Here is a 23,054-nt window from a genome sequence, read left to right as displayed (position 1 = left end):
CGCGCTGGCTTGGGCCTCCCCCCCTCAACTGACTGGGTCCCTTCCCCTCCACCGTGACATTGATGTCCGAGATCCATCACTGAGGTACCACGAACCTGTGGCCTGTTGAACACCCAGGCCGTGGCGCAACGCGTCGGGTCCATAGCGCAAGAGAGCGCCAGGACGCAAACGCACCTCGGATCATAGGGGCGTGTGGGATTGGGCGGGCCCGTGCCGTGTGGGAGATCAGCGGCCGGTAGGGGCCAGGAAGCGGTCCCGCAGGGCCTCGGCTTCCTTGCGATCAAAGGTGCGGCCCTGGAGGAGCACGCGGCGGCTGACCGAGGAGAAGGTGCTCTCCAGCGTCGGGGTGAACTGGCGCAAGTCCTCGGCGAGCCGGTGACGGATGCTGGGGCCTTCGGGCGGCCAGGGCAGCTCCACGAGGAGCGCGGCGAAGCGATCGAAGGTTTCGTAATCCGAATAGCGCAGCAGCTGGTAGCTCACGTCCTGGAAGTAGCCCAGGTAGGACTTGAGGGCGGACAGAGCGCTCTCCGCGGCCGCCCCATCCTCCGAGCGCAGGGCCTGCTCGGTGGTGCGGCACAGCTGGCCGAAGACCCAGAGATCCTTGCGCAGGCGCTGAGCCATGGCCTCGGGGGCCACGAGCTTCTGGAAGGAAGCGTCCGAGGAGGTGCTCGCGGGCTCGAGCGCCTCCACGAGCGCCACCACCTGGGAGCGGAACAGCGCGGTGAAGGCGATGGCGGCCTTCATGGAGGCGTCCGGGGCGTCCTCCGCCAGGATCTCCCGGGCGATACGGTTGGTCTCCTTGGCGATGTCCCGCGCGGCCCGAAGGCTGGCGGCCTTGAGTCGCTTCGGCCCCACCTGGGTCGCCAGCTCATCGCGGAAGAAGCCCACCAGGCTCACGGCCTCGCTGCGCACCAGGGCGAGCACCACACGCGCACGCCGGGGCGTGGAGTCCTCGCCCTCCTGGCCCACATAGGAGAGGTAGCGCAGCAGGCGGAACAGGGCGAGGAAGGCGGTGGTGAAGGGAGCGCGGAGCTCGTGCGGCTGGCCGGCGAGCAAGTCGAGGATGCGCACCGAGCGGATGCGATCGTACTCGATGCGGAACTCCAGCGGCCGGAAGGGGCGGAAGTAGCGGTTGAGGACGATCTCCCGCAGGGCCAGGTTGCCCACGTCAGTGAAGAGGGCCAGGCCGCACACGGGCAGCTTGAGCAGGTGATCGATCAGGTTGCGCAGGGACTCGAAGGCCTCGCGCAGGACGAAGAGGCTCTCCTGGGGCGTCTCCTGATCAAGCTCCTGCTCGATGAAGGCGCGGCGGACCCGGTCATCGGTGAGCTGCGTCTCCACGTACTTGCGGAACACGCGCTTGGAGTCCGAGTCCGGATCCAGCAGCCGGCGGGCGATGCGAATGGCGCGGTGGATGGCGTCGCGGACGTCCTCGAGCTCCTCGTGGAAGTCCCGGGTGACGAGCGGGCGATCCTGGGTGTTCACCACCACGTTGTGGAGGTTGAAGTAGCGCTCCACGCCGCGCAGGAGCAGCTCGAACTCGAAGAGCTGCTCCTCGCGGCCCTCGATGCTGACGCCGCGCAGCCAGCGCTCGCGCTCGGCGAGGGCGGCGCTCCGGGAGGACTGCGTGGCGCGCATCAGGTCCGCGTAGAAGTCCCGGGCGACGTGGGGCGTCGTCTGGGTGGGCTCCTTCGCGCGTGCCTGGCTCATCGGAACGGATTCCTATCAGAAGAGGCTGCCCTGGGGTGAAGCTGGCGGGGGCGTCTTCTTGAAATAGCCGTAGGCGCGGTGGGTGGCCATCCGGCCCCGAGGCGTCCGCTGGAGGAAGCCTTCTTGGAGCAGGAAGGGCTCGTACACGTCCTCGATGGTGTCGCGCTGCTCGCCCACACTGGCGGCGATGGTCTCCACGCCCACCGGGCCGCCGCCGAACTTGTCGATGATGGTCAGCAGGATCTTCCGGTCCATGGCGTCCAGGCCGCTGGCATCCACGCCGAGCCGGTCCAGCGAGCTTCGAGCCAGCTCCAGGGTGATGCGGCCCTCGCCCTCGACCTGGGCGAAGTCGCGCAGCCGGCGCAGCAGCCGGTTGGCGATGCGGGGCGTGCCTCGCGAGCGGGTGGAGATCTCCTTGCTGGCGTCGCGGTCCAGCGGAATGCCGAGGATGCGCGCCGAGCGGTTGAGGATGAGCTCCAGGTGCTTGGGCTCGTAGTACTCGAGCCGCTCCTGGATCTGGAACCGGTCCCTCAGCGGCGAAGTGAGCAGGCCCGTGCGGGTGGTGGCGCCGATGAGGGTGAAGGGCGGCAGATCGATCTTCATCGCCCGGGCGGCGGGGCCGGTGTCGATGGTGATGTCCAGCCGGAAGTCCTCCATGGCCGGGTAGAGGTACTCCTCGACGGCGGCGTTGAGGCGGTGGATCTCGTCGATGAAGAGGACGTCTCGCTCGTTGAGGTTGGTGAGCAGCCCGGCCAGATCGCCCTTGCGCTCGAGCGCGGGGCCGCTGGTGACGTGGATGCCCACGCCGAGCTCCGCGGCGATGATGTGGGCCAGCGACGTCTTGCCCAGGCCCGGTGGCCCTGAGAACAGACAGTGATCGAGCGCATCCTTGCGGTTGCCGGACGCGCGCACGTAGACCTTGAGCTTCTCGACGACGGCGTCCTGCCCCACGTACTCGTCGAAGGTGCGAGGCCTCAGCGAGGCCTCCAGGCGGACGTCCTCCCCCAGCGCCTCTTCGGACAACGTCTCGGACTTCCGCTTCGTAGCCATTTCGGTGTTCACCCTAGCAAGAACGGCGCGCGTGTTTCCGGCCATCTCCTGGCGCTAGACTCGCGCGCCATACCGGCTGGTTGGCCAGGGAGCGCACGACGTGAAGGGTCTCGTCTTCGATCTGTCCATCCCCAAGTACGTGCTCGCCAAGAGCATTGGGGGGCTGTATCCGAAGGTGCACTATGGCGCGGGCAGCTGCCTGTCCCTGCGCGAGCTGCCCTCGCCCACCCCGCCGGGCCCCGAGTGGGTGCGCCTCAAGCCGCTGCTGGCGGGCCTGTGCGGCTCGGACATGTCGACCTTCTTCTTCAAGGCCAGTCCGCAGTTGGAGCCCTTCAATAGCTTCCCGGCGGTGCTGGGGCACGAGATCCTCGCCGAGGTGACGGCGCTGGGCCCCGATACACGCGGAGTGGAGGTGGGACAGCGCGTGGCGGTGAACCCGCTGCTGCCGTGCCGGCTGCGAGGCATCCAGCCGCCGTGCAAGCCGTGCGCGGCGGGCCAGGAGAACGGGTGCGAGCGGACGGCGGATGGCTGCCTGGCGGCTGGGCAGATGCTCGGCTACCAGAAGGAGCTACCGGGGGGGATGGGCACGGAGATGGTGGCCCACCCATCCCAGCTCTACGCGGTGCCGCAGGGGGTGTCGAACAAGGCGGGAGTGCTGGTGGAGCCACTGTCGGTGAGCCTGCACGCCGTGCTCAAGGCGGGGCTGCGGGATGAGGACCACGTGCTGGTGATTGGCGGTGGGCCGGTGGCCTTCGCGGCGCTGTGGGCCATCCGAGCGCTGGGGCACCGCAGCCACGTGACGCTGCTGGCGACGGAGGAGTACCAGCTGAAGCTCGCCCGGCAGCTCGGCGCGGACGAGGCCTTCCGGGTGCGAGATGACGCCACGGAGGCCCAGGAGGTGGCGCGGCTGACGGGGGCTCGGCTCTACAAGCCGGTGATTGGACCGCCCGCGCTGACGGGGGGCTTCGAGGTGACGATCGACTGCATCGGCAGCGCGGCGTCCGTGCAGGACTCGCTGCGCTACACGCGGGCGCTGGGGCGGGTGGTGCTGGTGGGGGCGGCAGGCATCCTGGAGCGGGTGGACTGGACCACGGTGTGGCGTAATGAACTGACGCTGCGCGGTTCGTATGTGTATGGACCCGAAAGCTTCCGAGGCGAGCGCAAGCACACGTTCGATCTGGTATTGGAGTTGCTTGCTCGCCGGGAGGGTCCAGATCCCTCCGTGCTCGTCACCCACACCTTCCCGCTCTCGAGGTACCGAGAGGCCATCGAGGCAAACCTGGCGCGAGCGCACTACCAGTCCGTGAAGACGGCCTTTGATCTGACGGTGACCGCATGACTTCGAACTTCCGAGCCCTTCCCTCCCTCGCCCAGGCCCGTGCCGAGCGAGTGCCTGGCCTCCGCCTGCAGCAGCTGCGCCGCTCGGCGCTCGAGGCGCGAGAGTCCTTCGTGGCCGGCGGGCAGGTGGCCGCGGTAGCCACGTGCGATCTGATCACGTTCCCGTACCCCACGCAGTTCGCGTTCAGCGGGGCGGCGATGTCTCCGGCGCCGTACGCGATGATCAAGAACCGGATGCAGGTGGTGCAGTTCCTGGAGGATGGGGAGCGGCGCACGCTGCTGTTCAACCCGAGCGACTACGAGCGCGGGTACGCGGCGCCCTTCTACCGGAGCCTGCGCGAGCGCTACGGCGACTTCATCTCGGACAATGTGATGTCCACGCGGCATGGGACGGTGCAGAGCCACCTGGCGGCGCTGGGGCTGACGCCGGAGGACGTGGACTACATCGCGTTCGATCACCTGCACATCCAGGACGTGCGCGGCTGGCTGGGAGGGGATGGGGCGTCGGCGTACTTCCCGAGGGCGAAGCTGCTGGTGCAGCGGGCCGAGTGGGAGGGAGTGAAGAGCCTGCACCCGATGCAGGCGGTCTGGTACGTGCCGAACGGCACGGCGGGAGTGCCCGAGGACCGGGTGGTGCTGCTGGACGGGGATGTGTGGCTGGGGCCGGGAGTGGCGATCCTGTCCACGCCGGGGCACACGCTGGGGAACATGTCGCTGGCGGTGGCGACGGACCGCGAGGTGTTCGTGGTGAGCGAGAACGGGATAGCGACGGAGAGCTACACACCGCTGCAGTCGGGCATCCTGGGCGTGCGGAGCTTCGCCGAGCAGATGGGGTTGGAGGTGGTGCTCAACGGCAACACGCGCGAGCACTCGCTGGAGCAGTATTCGTCGATGGTGGTGGAGAAGCTGTTCGCGGGATCGTCTTCAATCGATGGGGCGTATGTGAACATCCACCCGTCCTCCGTGCTGACGGCATCCATCCTGGCTCCGGGCCTGTCACCCACGGTGGTGCTGCCCGCGCCGAACTTCGGAGACGTGCGCCCGTACACCGCAGCCCGCCGCGCCGCATAGAGTCCTTCGGTGGCCGAAATGGCCTGGGGGGCTCACACAAACCCCCATTCCGGGCCGCCTGGATGCTATCTGTCCGGGGTCATGGCTCAGCCCCTCTTCGCCACGGTCCCCAACGAGATCGACTTCCCTGCCGACGAGCGCCGCATCCTCGCCTTCTGGAAGGAGCGGAAAATCTTCGAGCAGACCCTCCAAGGCCGGGACACTGCCCCCGTCTTTGTCTTCTACGAGGGCCCTCCCACCGCCAACGGTCTGCCTCACAACGGGCACGTCCTCACTCGTGTCATCAAGGACCTGTTCCCCCGCTACAAGACCATGCGCGGCTTCCGCGTCCCTCGCAAAGCCGGCTGGGACACCCACGGCCTCCCCGTCGAAGTGGAAGTGGAGAAGGAGCTCCGCATCCACGGCAAGGCCGAGATCGAACGCTACGGCGTCGAGCCCTTCACCCAGCGCTGCATCGAGTCCGTCTTCCGCTACACCAACGAGTGGGAGCGCCTCACCGAGCGCATCGGCTTCTGGGTCGACCTCAAGGACGCCTACGTCACCTATCACCGCAGCTACGTCGAGAGCGTCTGGTGGGCCCTCTCCGAGCTGTTCCGCAAAGGCCTGCTCTACCAGGGCCACAAGATCGTCTGGTGGTGGCCCCAGGGCGGCACCGCGCTCAGCTCCGGCGAAGTCGGCATGGGCTACCGCACCGTCGATGATCCCAGCGCCTATGTCGCCTTCCCCTTGAGGGGCTCGCCCGACACCGCGCTCCTCATCTGGACCACCACGCCCTGGACCCTCCCGTCCAACATGTTCGCCGCCGTCAACCCCTCGGTGGACTACGTCACCGTCGACGCGGGCGATCGCAAGCTCATCATCGCCGCCGCTCTTCGCGACGAGCTCGCCAAGAAGCTCAAGAAGGACCTGCCCATCCTCGAGACCCAGAAGGGCAGCCAGCTCGTCGGCCGCCGCTACTTCCCTCCCTTCGACGTCTACTTCCAGCGCGCGGGCTCCACCGAGCTGCCCCTCAAGGACGGCGGCTCGGACTCGCCCGCGTGGCGCGTGATCGGCGCGGACTTCGTCACCCTCACCAGCGGCACCGGCATCGTCCACATCGCGCCCGCCTTCGGCGAGGACGACTACGACGCCTTCCGCCGCGAGCGCACCCGCTTCACCAAGCCCGAAGCCCTCGAGATGTTCTGCGCCATCCGCCCCGATGGCACCTTCTCCGAGGAGTTCCCCGGGCTCACCGGCAAGTTCGTCAAGGACGCCGACAAGGACATCACTCGCACCCTCAAGGAGCGCGGCACGCTCGTGCTCGTGGAGCAGTACCGCCACGAGTACCCCTTCTGCTGGCGCGCCGATGATGATCCGCTCATCCAGTTCGCTCGCCCCGCCTGGTACATCCGCACCACCTCGGTGAAGGACCAGGCCATCGCCAACAACCGCGCCGTCAACTGGGTCCCCGAGCACATCAAGGAAGGCCGCTTCGGCGACTTCCTCGCCAACAACGTCGACTGGGCCCTGTCTCGCGAGCGCTACTGGGGCACTCCCCTGCCCCTGTGGATCCACTCGGAGACCGGTGAAGTCGAGGCCGTGCCCTCGCTCCAGGCCCTGCGCGACAAGCCCGGCAGCAACCTCGCCGCCGTCGAGGCCGAGCTCCAGGCCTTCCTCGCCCAGAAGCCCGGCGCCACCTCCGCCGAGCACCTCATCGTCCACAAGCCCTGGGTCGACAAGATCACCTACGAGAAGCCCGGCACCCCCGGCCGCTTCACCCGCGTCCCCGAGGTCATCGATGTGTGGTTCGACTCGGGGTGCATGCCCTTCGCGCAGTGGGGCTTTCCTCACGCCCCGGGCTCGCACGAGAAGTTCGGCCACGCCTTCCCCGCTGACTTCATCTCCGAGGCCATCGACCAGACCCGCGGCTGGTTCTACTCGCTGCTGATGATCAGCACGCTCGTCTTCGACGAGGAGACCCAGCGCCGTGCGGGCCTCACTCCGCCCCGCGGCTGGCCGCAGCCGTACAAGAGCTGCATCGTCCTCGGCCACGTCTCCGACAAGGAGGGCAAGAAGGAGTCCAAGTCCAAGGGCAACTACACCCCTCCCGAGATCATCCTCGACGAAGTGCGCATGGACTTCGCCGTGCTCGATGACAAGGCGGCGGGGGTGAATGGAGTGGCCGGCGAGGCGCTCATCGCTCGCGAGGATCTCGAGGGCCTGGACATCCAGGAAGGCGCCAAGGTGCAGCTCTTCCGTCCCGACAAGCCGGACACCGCCATCACGGTCACCGTCAAGGCCCACAAGAAGCTCAAGCGGCGGGTGCTGTTGCTGGCCAAGAAGGAGCTGGAGGCGCTCGGCGTGGCGCCCTCCGAGAAGGGCGCGGATGTGATGCCGGTGGAGGTGCCTCGGCTGGCGCCTTCCTCGCGCGTGGTGCTCAAGGATCCCACCAGCAAGGCTCCCGGCGCCGACGCGTTCCGCTGGTTCTTCTATGCGGCCAGCCCGACGTGGTCCAACACCCGCCACTCGCTCAGCAACGTGCGGCTCCTGCAGAAGGACTTCCAGGTCAAGCTGCGCAACGTCTACTCGTTCTTCACCATCTACGCGAACATCGACGGCTTCTCGCCCGCCACCGGCAACCCGGACTCCTCCGAGGTCCCCTGGCTCGCCATCCGCAAGAGCCAGGGCTGGCGCGATCCCAAGGCTCGCACCGTGTTGGACAAGTGGATCCTCTCCGAGGTCCAGCTCGCCCTGCGGGATGTGGCCAAATCGCTCGATGCCTATCAGGTGTACGAGGCCGCACAGCGGCTGGTGGCCCTGGTGGACGCGCTCTCCAACTGGTACCTGCGCCGCAGCCGCGACCGCTTCTGGGCTCCGGGCCTGGAGCAGGACAAGCTCGACGCGTACTTCACGCTGTACGAGGCGCTCACCACCATCGCCGCGATGGCCGCGCCCTTCATCCCCTTCTTCGCCGACGAGATGTGGCTCAACCTGGTGCGCCGGCCCTGGCCAGCCTCGCAGCCGGAGAGCGTGCACCTGGGCCGCTTCCCCGAGCCTGACGCGCGCCTGATCGACGAGGGCCTCGCCGCGGAGATGGGCGCGGTGCGCGAGCTGGTCTCCCTGGGCCTCAAGGTCCGCACCGACAACCGCCTCAAGGTCCGCCAGCCGCTGTCCGCCGTGGACGTCATCCTCGCCCGCTCGGAGCTGAAGGAGCGCGTCGCCCTCTACAAGGACCTGATCGCCGACGAGCTCAACGTCCATGAGGTGAACTTCCTGGAGGCTGGCCAGGAGACCGATGTGGTCCGCTACAAGGTCCGGCCGAACCTGCGCGCGGTGGGCAGCCGGCTCGGGCCCAAGCTGGCTCCCGTGCGCAAGGCGTTCGACTCCGCCGATGGCCGCATCCTCCAGCGCGAGCTCGCCCTCAAGGGCATGGTCGCCATCACCATCGACGGCGAGCGGATGGTGTTCCCCACCGAGGAGCTGGAGGTGCTCGTCGAGGCCAATCCCGGCTACGCCGCCGCGGGCGCGGGCGTGGGCGTGGTGGTGCTCCACACGGAGCTCACCGAGGCGCTGGTGGACGAGGGCCTGGTGCGCGAGCTGCTCGCCCGCGTGCAGGCGGCGCGCAAGGACATGGCGCTTGGCTACACCGACCGCATCCGCGTCTGGGTGGATGGGGATGCTCGCGTGCTCCGCGTCACCCAGGCGTCCAAGGAGCTCATCTCCCGCGAGACGCTCGCCTCCGAGTTGAACACCGGCCCCCAGGGCCTCACCGGCAAGGAGGAGGAGGTCAACCTCAACGGCCTGCCTGCTCGCATCCGCGTGGAGCGCGCCTGAGCCCCGCGGCCCTGGGCTTCAGGCGCAGGGCCGGTAACAAAGGCTATACTTGAGACGTTCGGAAGGTCGGGTTTCGTCTCATGCATGGCCGTCGTGTCCTCTCTCCAGTCCTCCTCCTCGGCGCCGGAACCGGTGAGGCCACCTGTGGGATCCTCTATCTCGCGAGCTACCTGCGACGAGGCGGGATCGAGGCCTTCGTCCGGCTCTACGATGGGGATGAATCCGAGCAAGAGGTAGCCCGCTCGCTCGAAGCCCTGGTGACCCGCGTACGCCCCCGGCTGGTCGGGATCAGCCTCAAGTGGTTCCACCATGTCCACCGCGCGCTGCTCCTGGCTCGGACGCTGCGCGAGATTGATCCCGAAATCCGAATCGTCGTGGGCGGCAACACCGCGTCGTACTGGTGGCGGGAGCTGAGCTCGTTCGACTTCATCGATCACGTCATCCTGGGCGACGGCGAGCGGCCCCTGCTGGCGCTCTGCCAGGGTGAGCCCTCCCCGCCCAACTGCGTCACCCGGACTCCAGACGGCGCGCCGCGGCGGTTGCCCCTGGAGTACGTGCAAGGCGCCACGAACAGCGAGGACGTCTACTACTCGCACTTCAAAGACATCTTCCTGAGCCAGCAGGATCTCCACGCCTTCTCGGGGTGGGTCGCGCCCGGCAAGGGGTGCGGCGAGAACTGCCTGTATTGCGGTGGGGCCCGCGGCAACCAGAAGGCGGCCTTCGGACGCGCGAAGCCGTTTCTTCGCTCCGAGGAGAGCGTGCGCCGCGACCACCAGGAGATCGCCCCCCGGACGTGGCAGATGCGCTACGACTTCTCGGGCAGCTCGGCGGAGTTTCTGCAGAGCACCTGGGCGGGGGTGGATCTCTCACGCCACTCCTGCACGTATTTCCTGTGGGGCGTGGCCCGGGTGGAGCTCATCGACGCGCTCGCCCAGACCTTCGAGCAGGTCTACATGGTGCTCGACATCGGCTGCTTCTCGGAGCAGCAGCGGCACGAGCAGATGCGCCGCGGCCTGCTCAAGCCGTGCGCCTCGGACCGGGAGCTCCTGGAGCTCATCGGCCACTGCCGCCGCCATCCGAACCTGGGCATCGAGGTCTCTGGAATCGCGGGCCTGCCCTTCGCCAGCGCCGCCACGCTCGAAGAGGAAGTCCGCCTGGTGGAGCGGGTGATCAACCTGGACTGCGTGGTGGGCTACCAGCGGCTCGAAGCTCAGCCCGGGGCGCTCGCCACCGAGCACCCCGCGCGGTTCGATCTGGTGGCCGAGGCGCGAACGTTCGCGGAGTTCCTCGACTACTTCGAGCGGCGCGAGCCAGGCGACGTGTCAGTGCCGATGCTGCGCTTCCGCGACGCGGCGCTCGAGGAGGCGGTGCAGCGCACGTCGGATCATGTGGATTCCCTCGCGTGGGAGCACCGAGCCGCGAGGCGAAGGATCGCGCTCAACGGACGCACGCGCCTGCTGAACACCGCTCCCTCGACGCTTCAGTTCAAGCTTGGGGATTGGTTGGGCCATCACCGGGTCCCCGCGAAGGTGGCACAGGAACAGGTGACCGTGGTGCGGTCGGTGGATGGAACAGGCATGGCCTGCGCACCGTCGGTCAGCCCGCGAAGGTTCACCGACCCGACGCTGGATCAGGGCGAGGACGGTCAGATCCTCCTGACCGCCCTGGCCGCCTTCGAGCGCCCAACGACAGTCGCCAGCGCGGTGACGCAGCTGGGGGCGAAGGTGAAGCTTGACCCGCGCTCGGCGCACGAGGTCATTGAGCATCTCGTGGACGGACGCTTCCTGCAGCCGGCGTGAGGTGCTCTTGTGCGTCGCCGCGCCCATGCGGGGACCCTGGTCATCCTGGACAGTGGTAGCCTGTCCCGCGGATATGAATGGCTTCATCAGAGACATTGAAGAGAAGGACTTCCAGCAGCTCGTCGTGGAGCGTTCAGCGGACGTCCCCGTCGTCGTGGACTTCTGGGCGGCCTGGTGCGGGCCTTGCCGCGTCCTGGGACCGCTACTCGAGCGCGAGATAGAGCGGCTCGGCGGCAAGGTGGAGCTGGCGAAGGTGGACACGGACGCCAACCCGGAGCTCGCACAGCGGTTCGGCATCCGCGGCATCCCCGCGGTGAAGGCGTTTCGGAACGGGAAGGTGGTCGCCGAGTTCGAGGGGGCCCGGCCCGCGCCTTTCCTCCAGAGCTGGCTGGCGCAGGTCGCGCCCTCCCCGGCAAGGCAGGCGCTGGAGAAGGCCGAGCAGGCCCTGGAGCGCGGGGCGAGCGCTGACGCGGAAGTGGAGCTGCGCAAACTGCTGGAGGAGCCGGAGGTGGGCTCCCGCGCGGCCTGGCGCCTGGCCCACGTGCTCCTGGGGCTGGGGCGGCTCGAGGAGCTCGAATCACTCCTCGGACGCGTGGATCCACGAAGCAAGGAGGCCGAGTCCCTCCCCACGCTCCGGCGCCAGCTCCAGTTTCATGCGGATGCGGCGGCGTACGGCGGGGAGGAGCGCGCTCGGGCCGCGCTCGCGGCCAACCCGGAGGATCTGGAGGCGCGCTATGCGCTCGGCAGTGCGCTCGCCGCCAGGGGAGAGGTGGAGGGCGCGCTGGAGGAGTTCCTGGGCATTGTGAGCCGCAACCGCAAGTTCCGTCATGACGGGGCCCGGCTCGCCATGCTCGCGCTCTTCGATCGCATCGGGCACGACAACGATCTGGTCCGCACCTACAAGCGCAAGCTCCAGGCTATCCTCTAGAAACACGAAAGCGTGGGCTCGCTCGCGGTGGCATGGGCCGCGGCACGAAAATCGATCAGGGGCCTTGGTACGTTGCACGGTGATGCGCTTGCTCCACTGGCTCCTTGTCGGCCTTCTGTCCACGCTCTCCCTGGGCGCAGCCACGCCCACGCCGCAGAGCGCTGCAGGAGTCGCGGAACCCACACCCGCGGATACCGAGGCGGGGCCCCACCTGCCCACCCGTGCGGAGCTGTCACGCTACCCATGGTTGTCCAAGAGCGTCCCGGTGCGCTCGCTGGAGGCCGCCATTGCCCCGCCCCCCGGCTTCACTCGGGTAGAGGTGAAGCCGGACTCCTTTGGGGCCTGGCTGCGCGGCCTGCCGCTGCGTCCCGCCGGCACGCCGGTGCGCGACTTCCTGGGCAGGGAGATCCTCCCGGGTGACAGTCCGCTGTTGGCGGCCGTGGCCGAGCTGGACGTGGGCACCGCCGATCTCCAGCAGTGCGCGGACTCCATCATCCGCCTGCACGCGGAGTGGCTCTGGTCTCGGGGCCAGAAGGACCGCATCGCCTACCGCTTCACCAGCGGGCATCTGGCCCGGTGGAGCGCGTACGCGGAGGGAGATCGCGCCGAGGTCTCAGGCACGAAAGTGAGCTGGGTGCGCACGGGCTCGGAGGCCCGCTCCCGAGCGGCGTTCCGCGCCTACCTGGACATGGTCTTCACCTACGCGGGGACCCTCTCGCTCGAGCGAGAGAAGAAGCGGCCCCCACGCGAGGACGTGCAGCCTGGGGATTTCATCGTGGCGGGAGGGAGCCCAGGCCACGCGGTGCTCGTGCTGGAGGTGGCGGTGAACGCGGCGGGAGAGCGGGTGGTGCTGCTCGGCCAGGGCTCCATCCCCGCCCAGGACTTCCAGGTCTTCACCCAGGGGCACAATGATCCGTGGTTCTCATGGGAGGGAGAGAAGCTCGTCACGCCCTTCTGGGATCCTTTCCCCTGGTCCGCGCTGCGCCGGCTTTGAGCCGCGCGCTACGCCGGCAGCTGGCGCGACGAAGGAGGAAAAGTCTTGCTCAGGCCGAGCAGCTTGATTCTTGATATCGCCCCACCCCGTAGCCAGGAGTACTTCATGCCGAAGAAGGTTCGTCCTGTTCCGAAGGGTTTCACCACCGTCACGCCGCATCTCTCGATCAAGGACGCCCAGGCGGCGCTGGCCTTCTACAAGAAGGCCTTCGGCGCAAAGGTGTTGGGGAAGATGATGGCCCCGGACGGCAAGGTGCTGCACGCGGATCTCCAGATTGGAGACGCCCGCGTCTTCGTCTCCGATCCGATGATGGACAACGCGCCGGGCTCCAGCTCCATCCACCTGTACGTGGAGAATGCGGACAAGGCGTGGAAGAAGGCGGTGGCCGCGGGCGCGCAGGTCGTCATGCCGCTGGACAACTCGTTCTGGGGAGATCGCTATGGAGTCCTGGCGGATGCGTTCGGCCAGAAGTGGTCCATCAGCAGCCATGTCGAGGACGTCCCCCCGGCGGAGATGAAGAAGCGCATGAAGGCGATGTTCGCGCAGCGTCAGCCGAAGTAGGAGTTCGCTGCCGCCGTCCGAGGATGGCAGGCACGTCCGCAGCTCAGGCCCCCGAGCGCAGCACCTTGAGGGCCTCGCGGAACAGGGCCTGGAACTCAGCCTCCGGCCCCAGCCGCTCTCCCGCAAGCTCCGCCGCCTTCTCCGCCTGCGGCGCCTTGTAGCCCAGGTTCAACAGCGCGGACACCAGGTCCGCCATTGGCCCCGCGGCTGGGGGCGAGGCCGTGGCTCCCTGCGCCACCGCCTCCAGGTGCAGCTCCTTCACCTTGTCCTTCAGCTCCAGCACCAGCCGCTCCGCCGTCTTCTTGCCGATGCCCTTGATCTTCGTCAGCCGCGCTACCTCGCCCCGGCTCAGCGCCGCCACCAGCTCCGGCACCTCCATCCCCGACAGCACCGTCATCGCCAGCCTCGGCCCCACCTGCGACACCGAGTTCAACAGCTGGAACATCTCCTCCTCGCCCCGCGTGAGGAAGCCGAACAGATCGAAGGCGTCCTCTCGCACCACCGTGCGCACCCGCACGTGCACCGGCTGGCCCTCCGCGGGCAGCTTGCCGATCGCCAATGTGGACAGGGCGACGCGGTAGCTCACCCCTCCCACGTCGATGATGGCTTCCTCCAGGCTCTTCTCCACGAGCGTTCCGCGCAGTGCCGCGATCATCGCGCCTCCGGGCGCCGGTAGGACGGACTCAGCCGATCCGCGAGCAACGCGGCCGCTCCCTTGCGGCTCTTGCTCCGGGCACTCCGGGAAGTGCCCACCACGAGCCCCGCCGCCCGTCCCTGGTTGAGGTGGCAGAGCGCCACCGCGAGGGCATCGCTGGCGTCCGCCCGTTCAATCGCTTCGAGCTTCAAGAGCGCACACACCATGCGCGCCACCGCGTCCTTGCCGTCCGCCCCGCCCGCCCCCACCGAGCGCTTCACGCGCGCCGGTGGATACTCGAACACGGGCAGCCCCTTCTGGGCCGCCGCCAGCAGCGCCACGCCTCGCGCGTGCCCCAGCACCAGCGCGCTGCGCGCGTTGCGGAACGTGAAGACGCCCTCCACCGACACTGCTTCCGGGCGGTACTTGCTCAGCGCGCCCGCCAGCTCGGCGTGCAGCACCATCAACCGGTGGGGCAGCGGAGCGTCCGGGTCCACCTTGATGACCCCGTGGCCCACGTGCGTCAACCGGCCGCGACGCTCCTCCACTACGCCATACCCCATGAAGCGGCTGCCTGGGTCTACGCCAAGGACGCGCACGTTCCTCTCCAGCTCCGACACACCCACCATCGGGACGACGAAACGGGTGTTCAGCCCTTGTAACGCGCGGGCCCCCACCTGTCGATCCCCCTCCGAGCCGCCGGCCTACTGCAACGACTCCATCAACGCCTCGTCGATCTCGAAGTTCGCGTAGACGTTCTGCACGTCGTCGTTGTCTTCCAGCGCGTCCATCAGCTTGAGCATCTTCTTGGCGTTCTCCCCCTCGAGCTTCACCGTCGTCTGAGGGAAGAAGTTCCACTTCTGCTCGCCCAGCTTCAGCCCGGCCGCCTCCAGGCTCGTGGCCACCGGGTGCAAGTCCGCCGGCGTGGTGCGCACCTCGAAGCCATCCGCCTCGAGGTTGATGATGTCCTCGGCCCCCGCCTCGATGGCCTTCTCCATCACCTGATCCTCGGTGGGGCCGGGCTTCACGGTGATGACGCCCTTCTTGTGGAACATCCACCCCACCGCGCCCTCGGCGCCCAGGTTGCCGCCACCCCGGCCGAACGTGGCGCGGACCTCGCTCGAGGTGCGGTTGCGGTTGTCCGTGAGGCACTCGACCAGCACCGCCACGCCCCCGGGGCCATAGCCCTCGTACATCACCTCTTCGTAGTGCTCGCCCTCCAGCTCGCCCGTGCCCTTCTTGATGGCGCGCTGGACGGTGTCACTGGGCATGTTCGCGTCCCGGGCGGCCGTGAGGGCCACGCGCAGGCGAGCGTTACCCGTGGGATCTCCACCCCCGAGCCGGGCGGCGACGGTGATCTCCTTGATGACCTTCGAGTAGAGCTTGCCCTTGGTCGCGCCCATCGCGGCCTTCTGCCGCTTGATCTTCGACCATCGGTTGTGACCGGACATGGTGCCGCGACTTGTCCCTTAACCCGGCCCGCTGAGTCAAACACTGTCCGCGCTCAGCGCACCGTCCGCGTCTCTCCCGAGGCCAGCTGGAACACCTCGACCGGCCGGGCTCGCGCCGCCTTCTCCTCACGGCGGCGTGCCGCCGGCTTCGGGAACGTCAGGATGATGGGGGCCGGCGGCCGGGTTACGGGCTCCTCCGCGGCCGGGGGCTCCACCACGTCGATGTCCAGGTCCAGCTCCGGCTCCTTCGAGGCTTGCTCCAGCGCGGCCGCCAGGGCGAGGGCGTCCTCCTGGCCCGGCTCCTGGGAGACTGGCTGGGGCTCTGGCTGGGGCTGCGCGGGGGGCGCCTCGGCCTCGAGGGCTTCCTCCAGGCGGGCCTCGTGCTCGGCGGCCTCGCGCTCCTCGGCCTCGCGCGCCTGCGCCTCTCGCGCCACCCTCGCCGCCTCGGCCTGCGGCTCGAGGAAGCGCGGCGCCTCCTGCACCCGCTCCCGCTCCTCCACGTGGCTTGCGGGCACCAGCACTCCCAGCACGAACAGGTGCATGGTCGTCTCGAACGCAATCACCTCCGGGAGCTGGCAGTCCAGCAGCACCGCGCGCACCGTGCGCCGCCCGTCGAACAGGCGCAGCAGGGCCACCACCTCGTCGGGCAGCTCGGACAGGTGCTCGGACAGGTGCCGGAAGTCCACCGTCAGCCTCGCGGCCAGCGGCACGCCCACCTCGCGCAGCTTCTCGAAGCGCTCCAGCCCGGGCAGCACCTGCTCGCGCAGGAACGCCCGATCCATCAGCAGCGAGCCTCGGTGCAGCTCAGCGCCGAACGTCACCCCGTACCCGCCGCTGCCAAAGCTCAGCAGGCGCCGGAAGCCCAGCACCCCGCGCTCGCCCTGGAAGCGCGCGTCCACCACCCGCCCGTCCCGGAAGGCGAAGAACCCATCTCCCTCCTTGAGCACCACCCGCCCCGAGCGCGTGCCCGCCAGCAGCGCACGCGCCACGTCCGTCAGCGGCAGCCGGGCCGAGTGCGCCTCGTACTGCGCCTCGCCCGAGCGCCGGCCCGCCATGAGCCGCGCCAGCGCCACCATGTCCTGCGCCGTCAGCGGCTTGGTCAGGTAGTCATCCGCGCCCACGCTCGCGGCCAGCTCCGGGTGGAACACCTGGCGGCGGCTGGCGATCAAAAACACCGGCAGCTGCGCCGTGCGCGGATCCGCGCGCAGGTGGTTGCAGAAGGTGAACCCGTCTATCCCCGCCAGCTCCGTCTCCGCCACGACAAGCTGTGGCAGGCAGTGCGTCGCCGACAGCTCCTCCCGGGCGTCCTCGGCGGTGGCCACCACCGCCACCTCGAAGCCCGCCTCGGCCAACCCCGTGCCGAGCCGGGACTGGTACTGCGCGTCCGGCTCCACCAGCAGCACACGCATGCGCTTGCCGCGCCGGCTCCGGGGGCTGAGTCCGGCGGCGGTAGAGGCTGGCTCGATGATGGTCGCGCGGGAGGTACGGGCAACCATGGGGGGCTCCAGGGGGTGGGGGGAATGTCGGGTTATCGACTCAAGTGGTAATAATCCGTAATAGCGGAAGTAATTTGCATCCTGCACCAATCTCAGGCTTCAAGAAAGTACCTGGAACACTTTTTTTTGATGGAGGTCCTGATTGTCGGGAATCAGGCGAGGCGGCGGAAAGGTCGACGGCTCGTTCCAGGGGCGTAAGGTGGGTGCATGACGCGCCCGGTCTTCCTGCTCACGCTCGTGTTCGCCCTCCCGGTGGCCGCGCAGGAAGCGACGGCTCCGGCGCGTGAGGAGTTCTCCTTCGGGACGATGGTGGCTCCCGCCGCCCTGCCGGATGGCTCCAGCGCGCTGTACGGGTATGTGGGTGTCCCCGAGATGGGGGCGGGGTATCGCCAGGGCATCTCCGGCTTCGAGCTCGAGGGCCGGGCCCGGCTGGACTACTTCCGGCTGGCGGGGATCTTCGAGGTGGGGGCTCGCCGGGCGGTGCTGAGGGAAGGACCGGCGACGTTCGCTCCGAGGCTCGGCCTGGGGTTGGTGCTCAACTCGGGCAGCCTGTACCTGGACGCGGACAACGCCCCCGGGGTGCTGGTGCGGATCAGCCCCGGGCTGGTGGTGAGCTGGAATGTGGCGGAGACGGTGGCCGTGGTGGGGCTGCTGGATGTGCCGATTGATCTCGGGGTGTCTCCCACGGGGGCGCACCGCTTCCAGGCGCTCACGGGCGGCGGCACGGAGCTCTACCTGGGCTCGGGCATTACGCTGCTGACGGCGGGGCAGATCGGCGTGGAGAACTTCAAGGCGCGGAACAAGGATCCGGTGACGCGCGTGGGCTACCAGGTGACGCTGGGCATTGGCACGCGGCTGTTCTGATCAGTTCCGCTCCGGGCGCTGGGGCGCGGGGCTCTTCGTGCCGCCGTCTTCCTGCCGGGGGCCGCTGTCCTTCAGCTGGAGGCTGTCCAGCCTCGGGTTCTTCGTGCCGCCTTCCCCGGCGGGGGCCGGGGGAACACCGCCGAGCTGACGGATCAGCTCTTGCGCCTTGGCGCAGGAGCCCTTGTCCTCGAGCTGGCACCCCTGCTGGAACCACGAGAGGGCCTGCTCCAAGTCCTTGGTCCCCCCCACGCCCTGGGCATAGATGAGCCCCATCGTGCGGCAGGACAGCGAGCCTCCCCCCTTGCAGGCCTGGGTGAGGATCCGGATGGCGCGGGGCACGTCGACCGGGGTCACCTCTCCGCGCGTGTAGGCCACCCCCACGTTGGCGCAAACATGGACGTACCCGGCCTCGCAAGCCTTCGACTCCACGGCGAAGGCGCGTGCCTCGTCCTTGGGCGCGAACTTGCCCTCCCGGAAGAGGGCCGCCAGGGTGGTGCGCGCAGGCAGGCCCCCCTTCGCGTCGCAGGCCTTCTCACACGCCCTCAGGACGAAGTGGCGGGCGTCCATCTTCTGCTGCAGCTCCGGAGGGATCTGCCCGTAGAGTTCCTTGGAGAACTTGCAGGCCAGGACGGGCTCCTGCGCGCACGCCTTGTCCAGGTACTGGTTCATGCGAGCCTCCCCTGTCTTCTCGTCCACGCCGATGGTGGAGTAGAAGGCGGCCGCGACGCAGCCCCCCGCCACCCCCTGCTCACACTGCTCGAGGATCGGGGCGAGGGACTCCTTGAGTTCGGCCCGGGCAACCTCCTGCTCCTGTTGGGTGTCCTGGATCCTGGCGAGCTGCTGCTGGACCTTGCAGGCGCGCGCCTCGCCGAGCTGGCACCCGCGCTGGGCCACAGAGGCGGCGCGCGGCAGGTCCCGCGGAACGCCTTGTCCCGCCCCGAGGATCACGGCCAGCGCGTAACACATCTCGCCCTTGCCTTGCTGGCAGGCGCGCTCCGCGCGTGCGACATCCTCGGCGGAGTAGGTCTGGGCCGCTCCAGGAGCAGGTACCAGGGCCAGGAAGGCGAGCAAACTCCCGCCGAGAACCGAAACCCAGAATCGAAGGTACCGAGAGCGCATCCCTCATCTTAGCCCTCGCCTCCGATGCGAAGTCGAGCCGGGAGCGCCTCACGTCAGCCCGTAGCGCTCCAGCTTCTTGAGCAACCCCTGCCGCGACAGCCCGAGCGCCTCGGCGGTGTGCGTGCGGTTGCCGTTGCAGCGGCGCAGGGCCTCTTCGATCTCGCGGCGCTCCAGGGCCTCCACCTTCTGCTGGAGCGAGGTGGCGCCGGGCGCGGGGGCGCGGGGGCGATCGCTGCCGGTGAAGGACAGGTCCTCGGGCTGAAGCTCTCGGCGGTCTCCCGCGAGCACCGTGGCGCGCTGCATCTCGTGGCGCAGCTCGCGCAGGTTGCCCGGCCAGCCGTGCGCCAGGAGCGCCTCGGTGGCCGCGTCCGAGAGCAGCTTGGCTCGGCCGTCCGGGCACAGGTGGGCGCACTGGTTGAGGAAGTGGCGTGCGAGCAACGGCAGGTCCGCGGTGCGCTCGCGCAGGGACGGCAGGTGCACCTCCACGCCTTTGATCCGCCAGTAGAGATCCTCCCGGAAGGTGCCCGCCTGCTGCAGGGCTCCGAGATCCTTGTTGGTGGCGGAGAGGCAGCGCACGTCCACGTGCGAGGGCCGATCGGCGCCCACCGGGAGGATGTCTCCCGTCTCCAGCGTCCGCAGCACCTTCACCTGGAGCGAGGGCGTCATGTCGCCAATCTCGTCCAGGAAGAGCGTGCCGCCATCGGCCTCGGCGAACAGGCCTCGGTGATCTCTCGTGGCGCCGGTGAACGAGCCCTTCACGTGACCGAAGAGCGCGCTCTCCAGGAGGTTCTCGGGCAGGGCGCCGCAGTTGACGGGAATGAACGGGCCGGCGCGGCGGCGGCTCTTGAGGTGGATGGAGCGGGCCAGCAGCTCCTTGCCCGTGCCGTTCTCGCCCGTAATCAACACGGGCAGATCACTGGCGGCGATGCGCTCGGCGAGCGAGACGGCGGCCAGGAACGGAGCGCTCTGCCCCACCATCGCCGTGTCCCCTCCCGCGTGGGCGAGCGAGGACTGCAGGGCCTCGACCTGCCGCTCCAGGGCCACCCGAGCCATGGCCCGCTGGACGACGACCAGGAGCACGTCCGGATCCACCGGCTTGGTGAGGAAGTCATAGGCGCCCAGGCGGATAGCCTCCAGCGAGTGGCGCGTGTCCCCGGCCCCGGAGATGACGAGCACCTTGGTGCCTGGACGGGCGGCGAGCAGCGCGCCGAGCTGCTCCAGCCCCGCGGACACGCTGCCGTCCGGCGGGAGCATCAGATCCAGCAGCACCAGCGGGAAGGCGCGCGCCTCCACGGCGGCTCGGGCGGAGGGGCGGTCCGCGGCCTCCAGCACTTCAAAGCCCGCGTCCCGCAGCAGGCCGGCGTAGACCTTGCGGAAGGCGGCATCGTCATCGACGAGGAGGAGCGGGTGCGGTGAGGGGCTCATGGAGAGGAGGCGGACAGAGGGGCGGCTCCATCATAGGGGCCCGGAGGCCTGGAGAAATGCGCTCGGCGTGGAATGGGGCCGCCTCGGCCTCTGTTGAATCGTGGCCACCCGAAGCGGAGGGCGCTCGAAAAAGCGCGCGCCCTGCTAGGCAAGTGCCTGGAACCGTGACACATAGCGGGTGGCTGCACCTGATCTGGGTGTACCACCGGCCCCTCTTCCTGGAGCCGGCCAAGAAAGAAGAAGAAGAGCAATGGCAACTGGTTCCGTGAAGTGGTTCAACGACGCGAAGGGCTTTGGGTTCATCACGCAGGACGGCGGGGGCGAGGATCTCTTCTGCCACCACACTGCGATTCAGGCCCAGGGCTTCCGCACTCTGCAGGAGGGCCAGAAGGTGGAGTTCGACGTGGCCCGTGGCCCCAAGGGCCTGCAGGCGCAGAACGTCCGCCCCATCTGAGCGCACGTTCCTGCTGAGACAAGGCCTGGTCTCCTTCGGAGGCTGGGCCTTTTTCATTGCGGGCCTGCCCGGCCCCTCGGCTCAGTCCGGCAGTGGCGCCTTCCGAGGCGTCCCCAGCAATTCGAGCGCTCGCGCCGCCACTCGGCAGAGCGTCTGGGCGCACGGCTCACAGCCTCCGCCACAGCAGCGGGGCCAGTGGCCCTCGGGGTTGCGTAGCAGCGGGCGGATCAGCGAGCGGTAGTACGCGGGCAGCCCCAGCTCCTCACTGGCGCGGTTGATCGCGGATTCGCGCTGGGACTCGGGCGTCTCCGAGCCTCCCTGCCCCGTCACCTCTGCTCCCTTCTCTTGCCATCCTGTGAACGCTCCCCGGCCGTCACCGCGATGCAGTGCTGGCGCTGGCTCACCCCGCGCAGCTCCACCTCGAAGCGATGCAGCTCCAAGCGCCCGAGCTCGATCTGATCGCGAATCTCCGGGTGCTCCAGCAGCCGCTCCAACACCACCACCTGCCCTCCCTTCGCCTCCGCCTGCAGCCTCGCCGCCAGGTTCACCGTGGTGCCGAACAAGTCCAACCGCTGGTTGGCTCGCACCGCCAGACACGGCCCCTCATGCAGCCCCACCTTCACCCGGAGCCCATGGTGGCTGTGCAGCCGCTCCGTCTCCCGCACCAGCTCCAGCGCCGCCTCGAAGGCGTCTCCCGCTCGCAGGAACGTGGCCATCACCGCGTCCCCCATCGTCTTCAGCACCGCGCCGCCATGGCGCTCCACCGCCCGCTCGGCGATGCGGAAGTGCTGCTCGATCAGGGCAAAGGCTCGCGCGTCGCCGATCTGCTCGTAGAGCGCCGTGCTCCCCGTCAGATCCGAGAACAACACCACCGTGGAGCCGATCGTCAGCTCCACGCCCGTGGCCGGCGCCTCGGTGGAGAACAGCTCGTGGAAGTCCCTCAGCGCGATCACGTCCCGGCCCAGCGCCGCCTCCGGCGCCCAGTCCGCCCGCTCGATCGAGAACTCCTCCTCGTGCGGTGTCTCGTTCACCAGCACCAGCGACACCCGCGAGCCCTCCGCCCCACCCTCCCCCGCCGTCACCTGCAGCGCTCCCGGATCCAGCGTCACCTGGAGCGTGGCCCCCGAGCGCACCGGCAGCCCCGTGCGGTAGCGCCGCATCGTCGTCCGCAGGGTGTAGGCGCCCTTGGGCAGCTCCAGCGTCACCTCTCGCCGGCCATTCGGCGGGACAATGAAGTTCGCGAGCACGTGCGGCCGGAACCACGGCGAGGCCACGCACCAGGTGCTCGTGGACACCATGCGGATCGCCGGGCTCACCCGGAAGATCGCCTCCACGTTCGACGCGAAGTCCAGGCCGAAGGAGCGATCGCAGTCAATGCAGTAGCCCTCGCGCTTCAGGTTCTCCAGGCTCGGGGCCTCCTGGGAGCCGCCCCGGCACATGGGGCACTCGAGCTGCCACTGGAGCTCGTACAGGCCAGCCCTCGCCGCGTGCAGGAAGCCCCGGAGCACCTCGCGCCGCTCGAAGCCCCAGGTGCGCGCCAGCTCGAAGGGGCGGATCTGCCCCAGCTCGTCATCGAAGCCCTCCCGGACGAACCGGAGGATCCGCTCCCGGAGCTCGGGGACCACCGGCGCGGTGGAGAAGCGCTGCGCCCGGTGCTGGAGCTCCTTCTCCTGGATCATCCCCCGGAGGCCGAACGCCGAGCCGTCCGGCTCCAGCCGCCCCAGCAGGTGCCGGGCCTGGATCACCGCGGGCGCGGAGCTCACCTCCAGGCAGCCCCGCTCCCGAGCGCTCGTGAAGAGCTGCTCCAGCGAGTCGAGGTAGTGCTTCAGCGCCGCCTCGATGGCCTGGAGGACCCGGGACTCCATCCGCGCGTCCAGGGGCGTGTCGCTCTCCATGTACGCGGTGAACGAGACCCGGGAGCCGCCCTCCGCGGGGAGCAGCTCCGCGCGGAAGCCGCCGAGCTGGGCCGGCCCGGACAGGTAGCGCCGCATGCCATGGATGCGCTGGCCCTCCACCCACTCGCCGCGCTCGAGCCACTCGGACTCGCCCCAGGACTGCATGGCGCGGCCGATGCGGGCCCGCACCGGCTGGCCCCCGGCCTCGAGCGCCGCGTAGCGGTACTGGGTGGGGTTGAGGCCCACCAGCCGATCCCACCGGTTGGAGTCCGCGACGAGCCCCCATACGAGCTCGGGCGGCGCGGGCAGATGGCGCTCCAAGGTCCTCGAGTACTGCGTCGTCATGGGCCCGAGCGTACTCCCGGCCTTCACTCCCGGCGAGAGCGCGGCCAGGGCCCGCGCGATGACCACTGGCGGATGCTTCCCGCGCGGGCGGCGTTCACCGGTGCCCG

Annotated in this window: 19 protein-coding genes; 9 read left to right on the top strand and 10 right to left on the bottom strand. The window is 69.1% G+C overall.

Annotated features, from left to right (window positions below; all coding sequences use genetic code 11):
* Window positions 1-225: 225 nt before the first annotated feature.
* Window positions 226-1,710 (bottom strand): hypothetical protein, encoded by a 1,485-nt coding sequence (locus ACJ8AT_RS32755; RefSeq protein WP_407741883.1) that lies wholly within the window; start codon window positions 1,708-1,710, stop codon window positions 226-228.
* Between the two features lie 15 nt (window positions 1,711-1,725).
* Window positions 1,726-2,760 carry a Holliday junction branch migration DNA helicase RuvB gene (gene ruvB / locus ACJ8AT_RS32750; RefSeq protein WP_407741882.1) on the bottom strand — a complete coding sequence of 345 codons (1,035 nt, stop codon included), beginning with the start codon at window positions 2,758-2,760 and terminating at the stop codon, window positions 1,726-1,728.
* A 100-nt stretch (window positions 2,761-2,860) separates the two neighbouring features.
* On the opposite strand from ruvB, the gene ACJ8AT_RS32745 reads away from it, so the two are divergent.
* From ACJ8AT_RS32745 to ACJ8AT_RS32715, 7 genes are all read left to right on the top strand, one after another.
* Window positions 2,861-4,099 (top strand): zinc-binding dehydrogenase, encoded by a 1,239-nt coding sequence (locus ACJ8AT_RS32745; protein WP_407741881.1) that lies wholly within the window; start codon window positions 2,861-2,863, stop codon window positions 4,097-4,099.
* Window positions 4,096-5,169: a hypothetical protein gene (locus ACJ8AT_RS32740; protein ID WP_407741880.1), complete on the top strand. Its 1,074-nt coding sequence runs from the start codon at window positions 4,096-4,098 to the stop codon at window positions 5,167-5,169. The genes ACJ8AT_RS32745 and ACJ8AT_RS32740 overlap by 4 nt, the downstream gene beginning before the upstream one ends.
* A gap of 81 nt (window positions 5,170-5,250) precedes the next feature.
* Entirely contained in the window at window positions 5,251-8,982 is a 3,732-nt protein-coding gene (ileS, locus tag ACJ8AT_RS32735) for an isoleucine--tRNA ligase (protein ID WP_407741879.1), read from the top strand.
* A gap of 80 nt (window positions 8,983-9,062) precedes the next feature.
* A complete protein-coding gene (locus tag ACJ8AT_RS32730; RefSeq protein WP_407741878.1) occupies window positions 9,063-10,781 on the top strand; it encodes a B12-binding domain-containing radical SAM protein in 1,719 nt (572 codons plus the stop codon).
* A gap of 73 nt (window positions 10,782-10,854) precedes the next feature.
* Window positions 10,855-11,709, top strand: a complete 855-nt coding sequence (locus ACJ8AT_RS32725; RefSeq protein WP_407741877.1) for a tetratricopeptide repeat protein — start codon at window positions 10,855-10,857, stop codon at window positions 11,707-11,709.
* A gap of 247 nt (window positions 11,710-11,956) precedes the next feature.
* On the top strand, window positions 11,957-12,703 hold the full coding sequence (locus ACJ8AT_RS32720) for a DUF4846 domain-containing protein (protein ID WP_407741876.1): 747 nt from the start codon (window positions 11,957-11,959) through the stop codon (window positions 12,701-12,703).
* A gap of 105 nt (window positions 12,704-12,808) precedes the next feature.
* Window positions 12,809-13,264, top strand: a complete 456-nt coding sequence (locus ACJ8AT_RS32715) for a VOC family protein (RefSeq protein ID WP_407741875.1) — start codon at window positions 12,809-12,811, stop codon at window positions 13,262-13,264.
* A 43-nt stretch (window positions 13,265-13,307) separates the two neighbouring features.
* Here ACJ8AT_RS32715 and ruvA read toward each other — a convergent pair whose 3' ends face one another.
* From ruvA to ACJ8AT_RS32695, 4 genes are all read right to left on the bottom strand, one after another.
* The gene (gene ruvA / locus ACJ8AT_RS32710; protein ID WP_407741874.1) at window positions 13,308-13,919 is read right to left on the bottom strand and encodes a Holliday junction branch migration protein RuvA; all 612 of its coding nucleotides are present in this window, start codon (window positions 13,917-13,919) and stop codon (window positions 13,308-13,310) included.
* Window positions 13,916-14,497, bottom strand: a complete 582-nt coding sequence (ruvC, locus tag ACJ8AT_RS32705) for a crossover junction endodeoxyribonuclease RuvC (RefSeq protein WP_407741873.1) — start codon at window positions 14,495-14,497, stop codon at window positions 13,916-13,918. The genes ruvA and ruvC overlap by 4 nt, the downstream gene beginning before the upstream one ends.
* 105 nt (window positions 14,498-14,602) lie before the next feature.
* Window positions 14,603-15,349, bottom strand: coding sequence for a YebC/PmpR family DNA-binding transcriptional regulator (locus ACJ8AT_RS32700; protein WP_407741872.1), 747 nt, complete (start codon window positions 15,347-15,349; stop codon window positions 14,603-14,605).
* 53 nt (window positions 15,350-15,402) lie between these two features.
* A complete protein-coding gene (locus ACJ8AT_RS32695; protein WP_407741871.1) occupies window positions 15,403-16,845 on the bottom strand; it encodes a response regulator in 1,443 nt (480 codons plus the stop codon).
* Window positions 16,846-17,052: 207 nt separating this feature from the next.
* Here ACJ8AT_RS32695 and ACJ8AT_RS32690 point away from each other — a divergent pair, with 207 nt between their 5' ends.
* Window positions 17,053-17,709, top strand: a complete 657-nt coding sequence (locus ACJ8AT_RS32690) for a hypothetical protein (protein ID WP_407741870.1) — start codon at window positions 17,053-17,055, stop codon at window positions 17,707-17,709.
* Here ACJ8AT_RS32690 and ACJ8AT_RS32685 read toward each other — a convergent pair whose 3' ends face one another.
* Entirely contained in the window at window positions 17,710-18,780 is a 1,071-nt protein-coding gene (locus tag ACJ8AT_RS32685) for a tetratricopeptide repeat protein (RefSeq protein ID WP_407741869.1), read from the bottom strand. It abuts the gene before it with no gap.
* A gap of 96 nt (window positions 18,781-18,876) precedes the next feature.
* Window positions 18,877-20,253: a sigma-54-dependent transcriptional regulator gene (locus ACJ8AT_RS32680; RefSeq protein WP_407741868.1), complete on the bottom strand. Its 1,377-nt coding sequence runs from the start codon at window positions 20,251-20,253 to the stop codon at window positions 18,877-18,879.
* A gap of 250 nt (window positions 20,254-20,503) precedes the next feature.
* Here ACJ8AT_RS32680 and ACJ8AT_RS32675 point away from each other — a divergent pair, with 250 nt between their 5' ends.
* Complete coding sequence (locus ACJ8AT_RS32675) at window positions 20,504-20,707, top strand: cold-shock protein (protein WP_407741867.1); 204 nt, start codon at window positions 20,504-20,506, stop codon at window positions 20,705-20,707.
* Window positions 20,708-20,788: 81 nt separating this feature from the next.
* On the opposite strand, the gene ACJ8AT_RS32670 is transcribed toward ACJ8AT_RS32675, so the two are convergent.
* Entirely contained in the window at window positions 20,789-21,037 is a 249-nt protein-coding gene (locus tag ACJ8AT_RS32670; protein ID WP_407741866.1) for a hypothetical protein, read from the bottom strand.
* The gene (locus ACJ8AT_RS32665; RefSeq protein WP_407741865.1) at window positions 21,034-23,013 is read right to left on the bottom strand and encodes a DUF5939 domain-containing protein; all 1,980 of its coding nucleotides are present in this window, start codon (window positions 23,011-23,013) and stop codon (window positions 21,034-21,036) included. The genes ACJ8AT_RS32670 and ACJ8AT_RS32665 overlap by 4 nt, the downstream gene beginning before the upstream one ends.
* Between the last annotated feature and the right edge of the window lie 41 nt (window positions 23,014-23,054).

The organism is Hyalangium sp., assembly GCF_045802625.1.
Classification (GTDB): domain Bacteria; phylum Myxococcota; class Myxococcia; order Myxococcales; family Myxococcaceae; genus Hyalangium.
The sequence above is the reverse complement of the archived record's forward strand: the minus strand, read 5'-3'. Positions and strand labels throughout refer to the sequence as shown.